8 protein-coding genes are annotated in these 19,395 nt (G+C 43.9%); 4 read left to right on the top strand and 4 right to left on the bottom strand.

Annotated features, from left to right (window positions below):
- Positions 1-58: 58 nt before the first annotated feature.
- Together DIU38_RS08315 and DIU38_RS08310 are read right to left on the bottom strand one after the other, a co-directional pair.
- A complete protein-coding gene (locus DIU38_RS08315; RefSeq protein ID WP_112653754.1) occupies positions 59-1,618 on the bottom strand; it encodes a RagB/SusD family nutrient uptake outer membrane protein in 1,560 nt (519 codons plus the stop codon).
- Positions 1,619-1,642: 24 nt separating this feature from the next.
- The gene (locus tag DIU38_RS08310; protein ID WP_243770782.1) at positions 1,643-4,834 is read right to left on the bottom strand and encodes a SusC/RagA family TonB-linked outer membrane protein; all 3,192 of its coding nucleotides are present in this window, start codon (positions 4,832-4,834) and stop codon (positions 1,643-1,645) included.
- A 1,274-nt stretch (positions 4,835-6,108) separates the two neighbouring features.
- Between DIU38_RS08310 and DIU38_RS08305 the strand changes: the two genes are divergently transcribed.
- The gene (locus DIU38_RS08305) at positions 6,109-7,002 is read left to right on the top strand and encodes a sialate O-acetylesterase (protein WP_112653756.1); all 894 of its coding nucleotides are present in this window, start codon (positions 6,109-6,111) and stop codon (positions 7,000-7,002) included.
- 37 nt (positions 7,003-7,039) lie between these two features.
- Here DIU38_RS08305 and DIU38_RS08300 read toward each other — a convergent pair whose 3' ends face one another.
- Positions 7,040-11,224 carry a hybrid sensor histidine kinase/response regulator transcription factor gene (locus tag DIU38_RS08300; RefSeq protein WP_112653757.1) on the bottom strand — a complete coding sequence of 1,395 codons (4,185 nt, stop codon included), beginning with the start codon at positions 11,222-11,224 and terminating at the stop codon, positions 7,040-7,042.
- Positions 11,225-11,783: 559 nt separating this feature from the next.
- Here DIU38_RS08300 and DIU38_RS08295 point away from each other — a divergent pair.
- Positions 11,784-12,905: an alpha/beta hydrolase-fold protein gene (locus DIU38_RS08295; protein ID WP_112653759.1), complete on the top strand. Its 1,122-nt coding sequence runs from the start codon at positions 11,784-11,786 to the stop codon at positions 12,903-12,905.
- Positions 12,906-13,129: 224 nt separating this feature from the next.
- Here DIU38_RS08295 and DIU38_RS08290 read toward each other — a convergent pair whose 3' ends face one another.
- Positions 13,130-15,619 (bottom strand): glycoside hydrolase family 9 protein, encoded by a 2,490-nt coding sequence (locus DIU38_RS08290; RefSeq protein WP_208809222.1) that lies wholly within the window; start codon positions 15,617-15,619, stop codon positions 13,130-13,132.
- Positions 15,620-16,099: 480 nt separating this feature from the next.
- Between DIU38_RS08290 and DIU38_RS08285 the strand changes: the two genes are divergently transcribed.
- Entirely contained in the window at positions 16,100-18,010 is a 1,911-nt protein-coding gene (locus DIU38_RS08285; protein WP_112653761.1) for an alpha/beta hydrolase-fold protein, read from the top strand.
- Between the two features lie 38 nt (positions 18,011-18,048).
- Positions 18,049-19,392, top strand: coding sequence for a family 43 glycosylhydrolase (locus DIU38_RS08280; RefSeq protein WP_112653762.1), 1,344 nt, complete (start codon positions 18,049-18,051; stop codon positions 19,390-19,392).
- The last annotated feature ends 3 nt before the right edge of the window (positions 19,393-19,395 follow it).

Raw genomic sequence — 19,395 nt, 5'->3', positions numbered from 1 at the left:
TCTCTTTTAACGAGTCCGAACTCTATAATTTTTAACTGCTATATAAGCAAGTTAAGTATTAATAGCCAGGGTTTTGATGTCCGTTTACCTTAGGGTTATTATCCAGCTCGGCCTGAGGAATTGGCAATAATTCATCCCGGCCTTTCTTGAAATAAGGGAATGGATCGGTTGTAAAGTATTGCTTTTTCCTCCAGCGAAGAATGTCGATATTTCTTATTTCTTCGCAACCCATTTCTACCATTTTTTCGTGCATAATTGCTTTTACAACATCAGCTTTTGAGCCAACCGGATATTGTGCAGTTGGATAAGGCGGCATCGCAACATCTGCACGGGCCCGTATCATATTAAGATAATTAACTGCGGCGGCAGTATTACCCAGCTCATTTTCACATTCGGCCAGCATCAATAAAACCTCGGCATAACGAATAATGCGTTGATTATTGCCTCCCGGGTGGAAACCTGCTGCCGGCAAACCTTCCTTGTAGATGATCATGAACTTACGGAAACTGATCTTTTTGGTTACGCCGTTCATCACTGACGAGTTGCCGTTCTGGTCGCCGTCAGTTAGCACCGACGCACCTTTATTATAAGTGTCGCCCGATTGGTAACAGGTGTAGTGAAAACGGGGATCAGATTTGGCAGCACCTGTAGCCGTATTTTCAAACTCATTAATTAATTTATTTGAAGGAATAAGGTTTCTCCAGGCAATTGGGTTATACTCCTGGTTACGCACAGTAGATTGTGCTTCAGTAGGGCTATCGCCGCCCCAGTTAAACCCGCCGTCACCTTTGTCAACAAAAACGATCTCGAAGATGGATTCGCTGTTGAATTCGGTCTCTTCTTCAAAGTTATCAAGATATCTGCTGGTAAGCGTATATCCGTTTACTCCGGTTGTAGGAATTTTTAAGAGCGCAGCCTTTGCACCTGCATAGTCGCCGTTTTGCATCAGTGCGCGGCCCAGCATGGCATTTGCTGCAGAGGCAGTCGCCCGTCCCTTGTCAGTACCTGATTTTTCAGGTAGAACGGCGGCCGCATCCTGAAGGTCCTTTATGATTAGTGAATAAACTTCAGATTCAGACGCGCGGGGTTGAAAATCGCTGGCAGTTTTAACGGGTGTCGTAAGAAGCGGCACTCCTCCCCATTGCGAAACCAGGTCAAAGTAAGCCCATGCACGCAAAAATTTAGCTTCGCCAACCAGTCTGTCGCGCAACGGTCCATTATCGGTTACAGCTGGTCCGTTTTGAATAACTACATTCGCTCTGAATATTGCTGTGTACCAGGCATTCCACACCGAGTTCAATACTGAGTTGGCAGGGTCTGCATTGCCATTAAGCATCTGGCCCCTGGGTGCTTCGAGCTGTCCGCCGCCGCTTGCAACCTCATCGCTTCTGAGATCGTGAATAAAGAACCATTCCCTTGATACCAGCCCCAGCGAATGAATAGCAACATATATAGCATTCACGCCTTTGGTTAGCTGGTCGCTGGTTTTATAGTACTGATTGGTTGTTACGTTATTAGGGTCGCTGGTATTGAGAGATCCCTTTTTACAGGAATTGACCGTAGCCGTTACTATGATAGCTGTAAGGGCCGACCACACGAATATTTTTTTATTTTTCATCGCTGTATCTTTTTAAATTAATCATTAAAAGGTTGCCTGCAAACCCAACTGAACTACTCTTGGCTGCGGATACTGGCCATAATCAATACCGTTGGTGAGGGTGCCGTTACGTGAGCCTATTTCGGGATCGAGACCTTTGTATTTTGTAAATGTCAAAAGGTTGGTTGAAGCCACATAAATCCGGAGCCTGTTAAGCGCGTTATCTGTTTTTGCCCTTAACCATGACGTGGGGAAATTATAGCCAAGCTGCATGTTTTTAACGCGGAGGTATGAGCCACTTTCAATCCATCTTGTTGAAGGCCTTTTGTTTCCGTTCGGGTCGCCGGAAAAGGCACGCGGAATATTTGTACCGGTATTTGTAGGCGTCCACGCGTTTAAAACATTCGTGCCCGCGTTGAAAAGCCTTGGCATACCTTCCAGGATAATCCTTTCGGCATTAAATATTTTATTGCCGTAAACACCCTGGAAAAATACCACCACGTCGAAATTTTTATATGATGCGCTGTAGTTTAATGAATAGGTAAATTTGGGCAGATAGCTACCTATAAAGGTACGATCGGCATCATTGATAACACCATCATGGTTTACGTCCCTGAATTTGATATCACCCGGAGCCGCCCCTGTTTGCGTGGGCGAATTAGAAACCTCGGCCGCGTTTTGAAAAATTCCGTCAACAATAAGGCCGTAAAATGACTGTACCGGTTGCCCGACCACCGTATTGGTTAGAGGGTTACCGCCACCATAATCCGCATCGCCACCGGCGGTAATTGAGGCATTTGCAGTATTAAGCGTTAAAACCTTGTTTCTGTTCAAGGCAAAGGTTCCGTTAATATCGTATTTAAACTCGCCACTTGTTTTATGATAACCTAAAGTAACTTCAAAGCCGCGGTTCCGCATCGAACCTACGTTTGCTAATGTACCGGCCCCGCCAAAGCCATAGCTGGGCGGTGTAGGTACTGTCAATAAGAGGTTATCGGTTTGCCTGTTATAAACCTCGGCAGATAGGGTAAACGCTTCCTGGAATAAACCCAGATCCAAACCGATATTTGTTTGCTTGGTTGTCTCCCATGACAGATCGAGGTTACTTAAACCACTGTAAAATGATGCATTTCCAAGATCGGCCAATGAACCGTTGAACGGATAGGTAGCAATATTAGATGATATAGGCTGCAGATAAGGATAGTTGCCCAGTACGGTACCATTGATACCCGTTACACCATAACCCGCCCTAAGCTTTAATGAAGATATTGATTTGATTCCCTTCATGAAATTTTCCTGGTCTACCTTCCAGCCTAATGACGCCGCAGGAAAGCTTTCGTGCTTGTGTCCCGGTGCAAATACAGATAAACCATCCCGTCGGATAGAACCAGATATCAAATATTTACCTTCAAAGTCGTACCCTACACGGGCTACCTCCGATACGAGGAGATTTGTACCATAAGTGTAATTAGTGTAAAGATTAGTCGCGCCATTTAGTGTTCTTACCGTGTTGGTATTTTGATTACCAGAAGATACCTGGTTATCGCCGCGCGAGCTCTGGGCCTCGTAAACTAAAACGGCGTTAACATGGTGCTTGTTGCCGAATGTTTTATCGAAGGTAAGCTGTTGAGAATACAGTTGAGTTGTGCTGGTGCTCCTACCGTAGTTAATAACTGCTGTTGTGGATTTTGAAGTACCACCGTCATCGTAAATAGGCGTGTAAGTATTGTTTTGATTGGTATTGTAGTCAATACCATAAATTGATTTAAAGTTAAGCCATGGGGTAAACTTAAGCGTTGCATAAGCGTTACCATGGATAGTGAAGCCGTGGTTGGTATTATCGATAAGTTTGGCAGCTTCAATTGGATTGGTAGGATCCGATCCGTCGAAGCTATTTTGCGGCCCCATAAACCCTCCTGCGTTGTTGGGATTGTAAATAGGCAGATACGGCTGCATCCTCACCACATTGGTAATAGCGGTACGGTTACCCGCGTCAACGCCATAGCGCTGATGGTTTTCAATAACGTTGAATGTTTCGCCAAATGAAAGGAACTTACTGATGGTATGATCGGAATTAGCACGGAAAGCCTTGTGGTAGGCACTTAGTCCCTGGGCAATACCCTGCTGATCGAAGTAATTGGCCGAGGTGTAAAATCGGGATACCGCATTGCCGCCGCTCAACGCCACATTATGCTGCTGTATTGGCGCGTTGCTTCTAAAATAAGCATCCTGCCAGTTAGTATTGGTTTGGGCAAAGGTTTGAGAACTACCTGCGTAAATCGGCTTATTAAAGTTATCTGGCTGCAGGCGCGGCGGTAAAGCTATTCCAGCAGACCCGTTAAGGGCGCGCTCGTATTGCAGGTATTGCTGGGTGTTAAGCAGGTCATATTTCTTGTTAACGTTTTGTATACCGTAATATGAGTCGATAGTAACCTCCGTACGGCTATTATTGTTACCTTTTTTAGTGGTGATGATGATAACACCGTTGGTACCGCGCGAACCATAGATCGCAGCGGCGCTGGCATCCTTCAACACATCGATACTTTGAATGTCTTTAATATCAACGCCCGTGAGGCTGCCCGGGTAACCATCAACAATATATAAAGGATCAGATCCGAAATTTACAGAACTGATGCCGCGCAACGATATAATAGCCCCGGTTCCCGGACCGCCATTGTTGGTAACAGTAAGACCAGAAATACGGCCTTGTAGCGCTTCGATACCACCAACAGGTACAGAGGCCAGGGTTTTCCCGCTAACTGATGAAACCGCCCCGGTAACTTTGGCACGTTTTTGCGATCCGTATCCAACCACAACAACTTCCTCCAGGTTCTTGGTATCTTTTTTCATTTGCACTTTTAGCTCAGTACCATTGGTAACCGTGATCTCTTGCTGGGCAAAACCGATTAACTTGAACACGAGCACCGCTGAATTGCCGGGCACTGCTATTTTAAAATTACCGCCGGCGTCAGTTGTTACGCCTTGAGTTGTGCCTTTTATGGAAACCGCTACGCCGGGCAGGGGTTGGTTATCATCATCAGTAACTTTGCCCGAAACGTTGAATGCAGGCTTCATTTTCAAAGCGCCATTTTCATTAATGGTAATGCCATTCAATGAACCTGCCGAACCACGGTTATGCGCAATTGACACCGATGGCATTGCGAGCGCACATCCGGTTAAGATGAGCGTTGCGTAACGCCACTTGTTATTATAAATTTTTTGTAAAGAATACTTCATGTTATTAAGGTTTTAAATTTTCGATTCGATTGGGAAAACGTTGGCCTGATTTGCGCTCAGCACAACATTTACCTGCATCGTTTAAGCTCATATGCCTAAAATTATCCTGGTGTCACCCTATGGTAACTACCAGATTTAAATGAACGACGAAACCTATCTGTTAGCTGTTCCGTACTTATCCAGGACCTGAAAATCTCTTTTTTGTCTTTCCATAATTTTTTTTGTTAGTTAATTGATTGATAATTGGTATGTCGGTGTTATTAGTTTTCAATTTCAAACGGTATGCCACGCCGAACCGGGCAGCAAATGACAAATGCCACGAATGCTCCATTATTGGTCAACATGTTTATAATTGGTAATCTATACGTTGTAATGCAACGGTACTTATTGTTACAGCCGGCTAAAAGCAGGTTGTAATAACAGAGGTAAAATTATCTTTCGCGGTTGGGCAGGTAGCGCAGTATTTATCTTAATCTTACAACATTTGTTTAAGCAAGTTCCCTACAACAAGGTTTTCTTTCCATGTTAAAACAGTTTTCCGGCATACTATATAGCATGTTCCAACGTCGGTTTTTGAGATCTCAAAAAACAATAAATTATTGATTGTCAATAATTTAAATGCAAAATAAAAAACAAAATAAGTTGAAGTCAGGTGCTTTTCTTTACCAGAAACTGGCACCGGCTTGTTAATTTGCAGGTAAAAATACCACCAGCAACAATCGATTGCGAAACTTACCCAAAATGCGGTATTTAGGTATAGTTAAAACAATAAATCTTATTGATTTATAGCGATAGAATAATAAATATTTTTAGCATACCTGCTTACAGGAAACAAATAAGGACAGCCTCGCGCTGTCCTTACAACCAATTTTAAAAAAAGAAAAGTAATAAAGGTGAGGTATTATATCTTGTAAGTATGTGATAAAGTATTTGCGCGTTAACGCAAATGCTACAAATAATTATTGATCATATCAGTAAACTTTGTTAAGGTTATGTAATCCAGGATTAGTACACCTCAAGCAATCAAATGTATTAAGGATGGTAAACTTTAAATGACACACATGTTGAAAAGGTTAACACATTGGTTTACTAAACGCACAATCGCTCCCCCATTTCCAACTTATTGCTGTTCATTGTAGACTATTGCAAAATGCACTAAACAACTGTTATAACAACTTCAACAATTGTTGTAATAGTATGACTATAGGTTGACCTATTTTTATCAGCAAGCCGGCCGCCAATTTTGACTGCCGCGAAACCTAAAAGAACAACCAATGAATCTAAGGATCTTTTTTCTCGTCGTGTTGGCAATCGTCTTGTTATTTGTTGGCGATACATCAGCCCAAAACAAAAAATTTTATATTTTCTTGTGCTTCGGCCAATCAAATATGGAAGGTAACGCCCGCATACAGCCACAGGATACCGTAGTTGATCCGCGTTTACAAGTACTGGAAACTGTGGACTGCCCTAACCTTAAACGCGCCAAAGGGAGCTGGTATACCGCCGTACCACCATTGGCACGCTGCAATACCGGCCTTACCCCTGCCGACTATTTTGGCCGTACCCTGATAGCCGCCCTACCCACTGATGTAACAGTGGGTATTGTGAACGTATCGGTAGCTGGTTGTAAAATTGAATTGTTCCAGAAAGACAGTTATAAGGATTATGCAGCCACCGCACCTTCCTGGATGGTGAACATGATCAACGAATATGGAGGCAATCCCTATGGCCATTTGGTCGAGATGGCTAAACTGGCACAAAAATCCGGCGTGATTAAAGGCATCTTGCTGCACCAGGGCGAATCTAACGCAAATGATACACTTTGGACACTGAAAGTAAAAGGCATCTATGATATGCTATTGAAAGATCTTCACCTAAAGGCCAAAAAAGTTCCTTTGCTGGCTGGCCAGCTTGTTAATGAAGACCAGGGCGGCAAGTGCGCTGCTATGAACCACATAATTGATAAGCTTCCTGAAGTTATCCCCAACGCATATGTGATTAATTCAATTGGCTGTCCGGCTGCATCAGATAAGCTGCACTTCACTGCTGATGGCTATCGAATTTTAGGCACACGATACGGATTACAAATGCTCAATCTGTTGGGTTACAAGGCACCGGCCACTACCAATCCTTTACCTATTCAAACAACAGGGAATACCGGCAGGTAATATCGATATTTTTCTATCCGATAAAATGAAAGCTTGCTTAAGCCACACTTTTGACATCTATTTTTTTCACCCGGTACTCGGAAGGCAGAACATTATATTTTGCCTTGAATGATTTGGTAAAATAATGAGGCGTCGAAAAACCGATGGAGTATGCTATCTCTGCAATGGTCAAATCGGTTTTTTCGAGCAATATAGCTGCTTTATCCAGTTTTATGGAGCGGATAAATTCTACAGGCGGCTCACCGGTTAGTTCGGTGATCTTACTATAAAATGATCCCCTGCTCATACTAAAATGATGGCTGATCTCCTCGACGGAAAACTTAGGGTTGTTGATGTTTTTCTCAATATACATCACCACATCTTTAATGAACCGTTCTGACGAGGATTCAATATCCATGTCTGCCGGGATAACTTTTATTTTTTTCTGATAGGTTTCTTTAAGCGACTTATTTAGATGAAGCAGGTTTTTAATTTTGATATTCAGGATATCGAAGTTGAAAGGTTTGGTCAGGTAATCGTTCACGCCCAATTCCAGCCCTGCAAGTTGCTCCTTTTGGCTGGTCATCGCTGTTAATAATATAATGGGGATATGGCTGGTCCTTTTATCGGCCCTAAGTTTACAACTTAGCTGGATCCCATCCATATATGGCATACTGATATCACTAACTATCAGGTCGGGATGTACGGCAAGTGCTTTATGCCACCCTTCACGGCCATTAGCCGCCTCCGAAACTTTGTAAGTTGCAGCCAGACTTTCTGACAAGTATTGCCTCATTTCATCATTATCTTCAATGACAAGAACATGGAGCCGGTTAACACCTGTGGCAATCGCTGTCTTCGGTTTATTGTCCCCGTCATCGTCGATAACGACTGGGGCAGCCTCAGGCGTATTTTGCTCATGCATTGCTGTCTCCGATAGATTAATTACAGGCAATGAAATTGATAAGGAGAAAATTGAGCCTTTGCCTAATTCACTTTTCACACCAATCTCGCCGCCATGCAACTGCACAAGCTCGCGTGTTATCGATAAGCCTATCCCGCTTCCCTGGTTAAGTATGGCAGGCTGGGCATCTGCCTGATAAAACCTGTCAAAAACATGCTTAACCTGCTCGGCTGCTATACCGGTACCTGTATCCGCAACCGAGATACCCAAGCGGTATGAATTGCCGTCTTCTGATATAACAGGGGCGGTAACTTCAACAGTAATTTGCCCGCCAGGCATCGTAAATTTAAATGCGTTGGATAGCAGGTTAAATAATATTCGCTCCACCTTATCATGATCAAATTTTACAAATAACCTTTCACCGACAGTTTTAAATACTGTAACGATTTTTTTTCTATTGGCCAGGTCATAAAACGAATCTGCTACTTCGCGAACAAAAGAAATAAACTCTCCCTCAACCAAATTCAACTTAAGCTCATTCTCTTCAAGTTTCCTAAAATCGAGTAGTTGGTTAACCAGGTTAAGCAACCTGCGCGAGTTTCTTTTAATAACGCCTAATTGTTCGGTAACAGGCCCGCTGTTAGGCTGCTCCAAAAGCTTATCAACAGGCGCCATTATCAAAGATATCGGCGTCCGGAATTCATGGCTCAGGTTGGTTAAAAACTTAATTTTCATCTCATCCAGCTCATGACGGGCTTTAGCTGCTTTACGTTCCTGCTCATCGTGCAATTTCTTTTTAAGCTTTTTAACACCCTGCCTGCGGATGAGCAACAACACGCCAAAGGCCAGCAAAACATAAAGCACATAAGCATATACAGTCCTCCAAAAAGGCGGCTTCACTATAATTTTCAAGGATGTACCGGTATCATTCCATTTTCCATCATTATTGGATGCCCGTACCCTGAATGTGTATTCTCCCGGATCAAGGTTGGTATAACTGGCCGTTGTTGATGTTCCTGCATTTTTCCAGGTATTGCTAAATCCCTCTAAAATGTACGAATATCGATTTTGCTGTGGAAGTGTATAATTAAGCGCCACAAAGTTTATGGAGATGTCTTGTTTATACTTTATGGTGATCTCTTTTGCCTCACTGATATTAACAGGCAAGGGGTTATCACGGTTGGGCGAAATACGTTTATTATCTATACTCAGCGTAGTTAATACAACCGGCGGCAGGTTTTTATTAAGCCTTACATCTGATCCCTTAAAATAATTGAACCCGTCTACCCCTCCAAAGTAAAGCGTGCCATCTGCGGCAATAATACCCGATCCGTTTAAAAAAACATTGTTTTGAAGTCCGTTATCGTTACAATAAATATAAAGTTTCTGATCAACAGGATCAATTCTTCCAATACCCTGGTTTGTACTGAACCATATATTATTGGTTTTATCCTGCAAAATTTTACAAATTACACCATTCTGTAACTGGTTATTGTATTTAAACGGGGTTATTTTTTTTAACCGATGATCATAAAAGAAAAGACCATCGCCATTGGTACCTATCCACATATTGCCGTTAGTATCGCGTTTTAAAGACAACACCTCTGCTATAGGCAGACCTGTATTGATTGGATTAAGTGTATCGAACACTTTGGTAGCCGGGTTATAAATAGCGATGCCCGTACCGTACGACCCGATCCACATATTACCGTCATTATCCTCTTCAAAAGCCCTGATATAACCATTTGATGGCATTTTATAGCCTTTTACGGATACTAAAGCGGGTTTAAACCGCCTGAAGCTATCAGCCTTCGCGTCAAAAATATCGATACCTGCACCGTTAGTTCCTATCCATACATTACCAAGGTGGTCTTCCCTGAAGCAGAAAATATTATTTTGACTAATATTTAACTTTCCGGTACCGCTGGTGAATTGTGTATAGCCATTGTTTGCGGTATTGAGTTTAAAAAGCCCGTGGCCGAATGTTCCTATCCAAAGTTGTTTTTTATGATCCAACAACATAGCCAGAACAGGCAGGCCTGCCGAATTTATTTTTTCCTTAGGCTGGATTGCGATATGAGTGAAACGGTTGGTTTTGTTGTTGAAAATGCTAAGGCCGCCACCGTCCGTCCCCACGTATAGTTCATTGTCATTTTTTTGCGCGAAAGATGATACGATTGGCGCGCGTAAACCATAAGGGTCTAACTCGGTTGGTTGCACATAATTAAACAATGTGAGGTTTTTGTCGTATTTATTGATGCCGCCCATATAGGTACCCACCCAATAAATACCTTTAGGGTCGATATAAATGCTGCGGATGGATTTACTGTTAAGACTATACGGATCTCGCGGATCATGACGGTAACGGATGGATTTACCGGTGTGGATATCCATAACATTCAAACCGCCTTCGGTACCAACCCAGATGTGGTCTTTATCATCAGCGGCAATGCTGTAGACAATGTCACCACATAACGATTGTTCATCTTTATCATTATAGCAGTAATTAACAAAGTGTTCACCATCCTTATCCAGGCGGCTTAATCCATTTGCTGTACCTACCCACAAATCGCCCACTTTATCCTCCGAAACTGTCATTACAACATCCGAGGGTAAACTATGGGTATCGTTTTTTTGATGACGGAAGGCTTTAAAACCTTTATGCGTATCATCATATAAATACAAACCTAAATTGGTGCAAACCCACATCCTGCTGTAACTATCCTCAAAAATATAGCCCATGCTTTTAACCGGTATCAGCCCTGGTTTGCCTGTCCCGGTTTCAAAATGGCTGATATGCTTACGATCGGGACTGATCACATCAAGGCCGTTTACCGTTCCCACCCAGATCTCATTTTTATCGTTTGCACAAACCGCGGTAATAACACCCTGGCTTAAACGCTGCCCTTTTAAGGGCGAACTAAAGCTTTTGAAATCATCCGCCACCTTATCGTAATAATATAAACCAAAACCGATAGTGCCTACCCATAGCGTACCGGCACGATCCATACTGATACTACTTATTTCGTAGGAACCTGGCTCTACCTGCCTTTTGGCACCCAATGTATAAACTTTAAACTTCCTTCCGTCATATCTGTTCAGGCTTTCGGAGGTGCCTATCCACATCATCCCGTTATTATCTTTTACGATGGCGTTTACGGCGTTACCCATTAACCCTTGCCTGGTGGTTAATGCGGTAAATTTCAGGTTAGGCTTTTGAGCATTTGCCAGAAAACTGAGGTTGGCCAAAACGACTAAGGTGAGTATAATGCGCATAGTGCCTGCCAGCACTGTATTGATCTTTTTGCGCATACACAAATCGGGTACAGAATGCATCATAACAAACAGGTTACTTTTTTTCCGGAGCGTAGTCCGCAGGAAAAAATTGTTGATGAACTATGGTTTTAAAATTGGTGTGATTGACGTCTTCGAACAAACATCATTATCCAAATCTACATTTTATGATGATTAAACAGGCAAACATTTGTTCAAAGAAATAACACACTTGTTCAATTGAACCGGTAATTATTGTACAAAAGTACATATCGAACAGTTTGCGGCAACGATATTGCCCGACCTGCTATCGACAAATGTTGTAAAATTATGCTAAAAACTGCGTGCCTTTTTTTTGACATAAAAATACTTTTATAATAAAGAAAGCCGCCCAAAACAACAGGAGAGCCATTATAAATTATTTTTAAATATTTCATCCCGGATCAACTTTTCATAAATAATGAAAACTGGCTCCGGTTAAAGTCAAAACGAAACAAACTACTTAATATGTGTAACAATAACAATTAATCACAATTTAATCATTTATCATATTCCGTGTATTTACCGGATCAAAACAGCCTGGCACTTTACTATATCCACAATTTATAAACCTCAATATTCTATTATGAAACCAAAATGTTTACTTGCCTTGTTGGCCGTTACATGTGCCTCCAGTTTCTGCATGGCGCAAACAACTTCAATTGCCGAAGATTTCAAACCATCAACTTTTAACCAGCCGGGACAAGAGTACCCTCAGGTAAACTCGCAAGGCTACGCGCGCTTTCGTATTAAGGCTCCACAGTCCGACAGTATAAAAGTTAGCCTTGGTCTTGGCGGGCGTGGGGGCACTAAGCTCACAAAAGGAGCTGACGGCTTCTGGACCGGCACTACAGAAGGACCGATGGATGAAGGATTTCACTACTACCATTTAACCATCGATGGCGGGGTATTTAACGATCCGGGCACATTAAATTTTTATGGATCCACACGTTGGGAAAGCGGCATTGAGATCCCCGCGCATGACCAGGATTTTTATGCGCTTAAAGATGTTCCGCATGGCAATGTGCAGCAGATCCTTTTTCCTTCAAAAAGCACCAATACCCAGCGCCGGGCTTTTGTTTACACACCACCAGGTTACGAAAAGGATAAATCAAAAAAATATCCGGTACTATATCTGCAGCATGGCTGGGGCGAAGATGAAACAGCATGGAGCAACCAGGGCCATGCCAACCTGATTATGGATAACTTAATTGCGACCGGTAAAGTACAGCCATTCATTATTGTAATGACTTACGGCATGACCAACGACGTGAGGCCCGGCCCTGGCGCATTTAAAAGTTTTAAGATTGATCACTTTCAAACAGTTTTAACTGACGAGCTTATCCCCTACGTTGATGCAAGCTTCCGCACACGTGCAGACAGGGCTCACCGTGCGATGGGGGGATTGTCAATGGGCGGTATGGAAACGCATATGATAACACTAAACAAGCCCGAGCTTTTTGCCTATTATGCCCTGCTTAGCGGCGGAACTTATTCGCCGGATGAGCTTAAAGACAAAACCAAACCTAAACTGATATTCATAAGCTGCGGCAGCAAGGAACGGCCCGATGGCGTTAAAAATGCCGTAGTTGCTTTAAAAGGTGCGGGATATGACGCGGTATCTTACATTTCTGAAAACACCGCACATGAGTTCCTGACCTGGCGCCGTAGTCTTTACGAACTTGCGCCTTTGCTATTTAAAGAGTAAATACCAATTACATTCACATGGCCATACACAAAGAAGCCCTGCCGGCAAAATGCCGGCAGGGCTTCTTTGCAATAAACGGGTTGACCTAAATCCACCTCCCCGATCGCTTCTATTCGAAATCGGGAAGTGATTGTTTAATTGAAATAATGCTCCTTTAACTTGTTAATTATGCTGACCTAACTGATTAACAGCTCCTGACAAAACAATGTACTGCGCACAGCCGGCTATTGTAACTTCATTCTCCCCCAGAAAAACGGCCAGTCTTCCTTATTCTCCGGAAAATCGGGTTTAAGCAGCAGGATACCGGGCACTACGCCGCCGGCAATAAACCTGAAGTCGGCCCGGTTATTACCGTAGGTTACTTTTTTTGAACGTACACCTACCGCCGATACAAACGAAAGGTTGGAATAAGGATGACATCCAAAGATATAATTCAAGCCTTTGTAAACATATTCCGGACCGATTATATTAGGAAAATACTTATTTGCGTAATAGTTGGTAATGGCGTAGTTAATAACCTGCCCGCTACCACCCCAGCCTCCTGGAGTAACCGGCACACCGTAGGGGTTCTGTTTATCGTACTCATCGCATGACGCCTTGTACTTTTGCATGTAGACTGCAATTTTATCCTGGTAATCTTTATCCATGTAAGGGTAAGCATGCAGCGCGCTTATCATAACAAAGCCGGGAAAGCGATCAAGCATTGGCATAATCAGCTTTTTGAAATGGTCTGCATACTGCTGATCTTTGGTTGTGATATACAATTGGAGCGCGGCAAGCATTTCGTTACCGGCAAGGAACCTGTTACGTGCCCGGGCAGCCGAGTCCATGTGCATTTTGAGGCTGTCATCTTCGTGCCAGAGTTTCAAGGCACTTTGCAAACTTTTAGCAGAGAGCGTATCATTGTACCCTTTTAACGCCCTGCTGGCAGCGGCAAGGGCGGCGGTAGCCTGGTAGTCCAGTGCTATATTCCTTGTAGTGAACGCCCATCTGTCATCCATGGTACCACTTGATTTACCGTCGGTTTGGTAGGGCTTCAGAGAGGCGTTATAAGGCAGGTTATCTGTTTCGTTAACGGCGTCTCCGAGGTGATGATACTGGTGCAAATTAGGCACTATGATTCCGCGCGCCGGGTGGCCAATGTTCACGACCTGTGCCACCAGGTTAAGCGTACCGTGTTCAATTTGCTGTAAAAGATCAGGCTTACCGTCAGGGCGGTGTATATCGACGTACCGGGTTGGGTAATCTACATATGTTTCGTCGCGATCGATTTTAAAATTCTCCCAGGCTTCAACAAAATTCAACACAACGCTGCAGTGCGATGGCGTTTCAACATCAAAATCGCCGGCGTCAAACCAACCGCCAACATTAAGCCCGGGGATCCGTTCAAGCGGTTTATATTTGGTATCAGTAGTTGGCCCCATCTGGTACGTATCAAAATGCTGGTGGTTTGGAGGAGCCTGCAAGGCATCATCAAGGAAAGGCGCGCCATGCCATACGCGGTAGGCCTCATTAACCATCATGTGATCCATCTGAACCGGGAACCAAACATCCATTGTAGGATGCCCTATATTTTCATAAACATTTGCATTGATGGGGAAGGCATTAGTTTTTTGGTCGCCGTAGGCTATCACATATAACCCAGCCTTTTTCACACTGCTGAAATCAAATTTCAAATAATTATAACGGGTAAATTGCCCCCAGTGCTGTACCGCTGCTTTAAGCCGCTCAACGTATTTCCCATCGGGAGTTACCTCAAAAAGTGTGGCGGTTTGTAATGGCGTGTCATTTTTATCCAGTTCTATTACCGCAGTCTTTTGCTGCTCCGGGCGGTAACCTACCTGCGAAAACTCAATTACGGGCGCTCGCTTCCAACCAGGTACGGCATTTGGCTCAATATACCAAGTTAATACTTTGCCCGTTTTTCCTGCCGGCAACAAACTGCGTACGATAAACCATCCGTTTTGCGCAAGGCTTCGGCCGTCAAACAACTTAAGGTCGGTATCAAACGATTGAATCTTAATGGTACGCTCAGGATCTTCGGGCGCCATCACCAGTGTTTTACCGGTAGCCAATGGCGCGGGCTCGATAAATTCGTTGCGGCCACGATCATCAAATGTGCTGTGGCCGGCAAACTGCAAGATTTTTTGGCTTGAAGGAAGCATTTTTGTTAAACCTGCCGGGTACAGCGGAAACTCGCCCGGTTTTCCATCAATCAAAAATGTTTTCTCAAAGTAAGCAGATGGTATAATTTCCAGGTTGAAACCTGCCCTGCCTGCTAACTTTTCCGGTACCGGTTTATCAAGGAACAAGTTCAATTCAACACCATTGCCTTTGGGTGTAACGGTGATCCTGGAATCAAAATCATAGTCAGCATAACGCATAGTTACATCAATTTGATGGTTGATGCTATCAGCCTTACGGTTAACCAGTGTGGGGACCAGGTCCCATTGCTCGGGTGTGTTTTGCAGCCGCACCGCGCCGCCTGTAATTGTACGCACGCCGTGGTGTATCAGCTCAACACCTGCTGTTTTTTCGTCCTGAAATATCCCGTTATACTGGTTACTGAATACGAGGACATTTACGCCGGGCGTTTCGAAATAACCCAACTTGTTTAGTTTTAGTTTTTGAGCCGTGCCCCGGAGGGATGACAGGCAAAAAATTAATGCCATCACCATCATGACCGGCTTCGGTAAGTAAATTTTCAATTGCATGGTTTATAAGATTTATTAAAGAAGTTTATTAATCGGAATACCGATTACGGACCGTACGAAAGTATCCGTACAGAAAATGGTTTGCTACCACAATCCAATATTTTGATACCACGAATGTATCTGCATGGCTTCGTTCCAAAAAATGCTATATGATTGTTACAATCAGCCACAACCAACCGCCGCCGCAAGCATTCCAGATATCCAAAACAAACTGGCCATCAATACAATTAACTATTAAAAAAAAAGAATAGCGGGCGTATTTTCCGGCTTCCTATCCACTTACACAAACCGGGTTGACGGTTCATTTTTCAGGTCTTAAACATTCGTGCTATTATTATCATGATTTGTGTTAACCGCGGCAAAGTGCTTGCCCTACTTTCGGGTATTCCTCAAATGAGCAAAAACTAACACAATTTAACCCGCTTTAGCGTCCTTAATCCGAAAGGCAATCAGTTTAGCGGATTAACTGACAACAAAATTATGAAGAAGATAGCCTACCTCACCGTCATCGGCATTTTGCCTGCCTTGCTGGCCCTTTCACAGCCAGCTCTTAAACATTCACCGGCCGGTTTCGACACTTATCGCGCTGGTATAGCACACGGAAAATTAGACACCGTTACCTACAACTCAAAAACAGTTGATTCCAAACGGCGCGCGGTAGTTTACCTGCCGCCTGGCTATACCGCTAAAAAAACATATCCTGTTTTGTACCTGCTGCATGGTATTGGCGGCGATGAATTTGAATGGCTTAACCAGGGCACGCCCCAGGTGATATTGGATAACTTGTATGCCGATAAAAAACTGGAACCAATGATCGTTGTGTTACCCAACGGCCGCGCCATGAAAGACGACCGTGCCACCGGCAATATAATGGCCCCGGATAAAGTTGCCGCGTTCGCAACTTTTGAGCATGACTTGCTGGATGACCTGATCCCATTTATTCAAAAAAAATATCCAGTTTATACCGACCGCGAGCATCGGGCACTGGCCGGATTATCAATGGGCGGTGGTCAATCACTTAATTTTGGGCTGGGCAACCTGGATAAATTTGCCTGGGTTGGAGGCTTTTCGTCGGCACCCAACACTAAAAAACCAGAAGAGCTGTTACCTGATCCCGATGCAGCCAAAAGCAAACTTAAGCTGCTTTGGATCTCCTGCGGCGATCACGACGGGTTAATGTCGTTCAGTAAACGTACCCACGATTACCTCGAACAAAAAAATGTGCCGCATATCTTCAATGTCGAGCCGGGAATCCACGACTTTAAAGTTTGGAAAAATGATCTTTACCTGTTCTCGCAGTTCCTGTTCAAACCTGTGGATATCGATAAATATAACATGATGATCTCGGGCGGCCCTGCATCTACCAATATCAGAGGCTCAAAATATCCTTTTATCCAGCCCGACCACCGGGTGCTTTTCCGTGTCAAGGCGCCGGATGCTCAAAAAGTTCAGGTTGACCTGGGCAAGAAATATGACATGGTAAAAGACACGGCCGGTTATTGGACAGCTACAACAGATTCAATTGGCGAAGGCTTCCATTATTATTCGTTGATTATAGATGGCGTTGCTACAACCGATCCCTCCAGTCAAACCTTTTATGGCATGGGGCGCATGGCCAGCGGGATAGAAATACCTTTTGACGGCGGCGATTATTATGCACTAAAAAACGTTCCGCATGGCGATATCCGTATCAAAACCTATTTTTCAACTGTCACCAAATCATGGCGAAGGCTGTTTATTTATACCCCGCCAGGTTATGATGCAAGCCAGGTTAAGTATCCTTCATTATATATATTACATGGCGGCGGCGAGGACGAAACCGGTTGGGCAACCCAGGGCAAAACCGATATGATTATGGATAACCTGATTGCGGCCGGGCAAGCGAAACCCATGTTAGTGGTAATGCCCGATGCCAATTTCGGCGGAGGTTTTGGTGAAGCCGGCCTCAAAACTTTTGCAAATGAAATAAAACAATGTATAATTCCCTTTATAGAAAAGAATTACCGGGTTAACCGTACCGCGCAGGGCCGTGCGCTGGCCGGGCTTTCTATGGGCGGGCTCAACACCCTATATACAGGTATCTATAATACCGATACATTCAGTTACCTCGGCGTATTCAGCTCGGGGTGGATTTTACCTGTACAAAACAGCATCGCTGACACACAGTATGACTTTATGAAGCAAAATACAGCCAAGATCAATACCAACCTAAAAGCATTCTGGATTGCGATGGGCGGCAAGGAGGATATCGCGTACAAAAATTGCCAGGTTATGCTGGGCAAGCTGGACGAGATGAAGATAAAACATACCTATTACGAGTACCCTGGCGGCCATACCTGGCCTGTTTGGCGAAATGATCTTTACAAATTTGCCCCCATCCTGTTTAAATAATTAATAATAAAAAAAATCAGATCAAAGACATTCCGTACATGAAAAATATTAAGTTCTGGCTATTACTATTCGGATCAGTACTGGGCTTCACCGGGCGATCCATGGCACAAAACCCATTAATCAGGGACCAGTTTACGGCCGATCCCTCAGCCCGCGTTTTTGGCGACAGGGTGTACGTTTATCCATCGCATGATATTAAGGCAACACCCGGCCATGGCCGCCCTGGTTGGTTTTGCATGGAAGATTACCACGTTTTTTCATCAGCAAACCTCACCGACTGGACTGATCACGGCATGATCATCAGCCAAACAACAGTGCCCTGGGCCGACCCTGCTTCGTACAGCATGTGGGCTCCAGACTGCATTTTCCGCAACGGCAAGTATTATATGTATTTTCCTACTACCATGAAAGGCAGCGAAAACGGTCGCGGCTTTACCATAGGTGTTGCCGTGGCCGATAAACCTCACGGACCGTTTACCCCTCAGCCGGAACCTATAAAAGGGGTGCATGGCATCGATCCTAATGTATTTATTGATAAAGACGGACAAGCCTACTTGTATTGGGCACAGGGTAACCTGTATGCTGCAAAACTTAAAGAAAACATGCTGGAACTTGCTTCAGAACCAATAATTTTAGCCCAACTGCCTGATAAAGGGCTGAAAGAAGGCCCATACCTGTTTGAACGCAATGGCATTTATTACCTCACCTATCCGCATGTGGCCAATAAGATTGAGCGATTGGAGTATGCTACCGGCAACAATCCGATGGGGCCTTTTAAATTTGCAGGCGTGATTATGGATGAGCCAGCTTCCGGCTGCTGGACCAATCACCAGTCTATTATCCAGTTTAAAAATCAGTGGTACTTGTTTTATCACAACGACGACCTATCGCCGAATTTCGACAAAAACAGGTCGATAAGGTGCGACAGCCTGTTTTTTAACGCCGACGGAACGATCAAAAAAGTTATTCCGACCCTGCGTGGCGTGGGGATCACCAAAGCCTCAGAAAAAATACAGATAGACAGGTACAGCGATAAGGACAGTACCGTTAAAATCTCCTTTCTTGATACCACAAAAAGATTTGACGGCTGGAAGACTACGTTCAACAATGCAGGTAGTTGGATCAGTTACAATCGTGTTGACTTCGAAGGCAAAAAGTTTAAAGAATTGCAGATCCTGGCAAATGCAGCAAGTAAAGCAACTATAGAAGTGCGGCTTGGCGATCCCAACGGACGTATATTGGCTTCGGCAAACATTGCCGAAGGGAACGATTGGCAAGTTATACAAACCCGCCTCGCTTCTCTCCCATCTAAAACCGCCAACCTGGTAATAGTATTAAAAAGCGGCACCGGCGTTAATATCGACTGGATAAGTTTCAAATAAATT

This window comes from Mucilaginibacter metallidurans (genome assembly GCF_003286435.2).
GTDB classification, from domain to species: Bacteria; Bacteroidota; Bacteroidia; order Sphingobacteriales; family Sphingobacteriaceae; genus Mucilaginibacter; species Mucilaginibacter gossypii.
The sequence above is the reverse complement of the archived record's forward strand: the minus strand, read 5'-3'. Positions and strand labels throughout refer to the sequence as shown.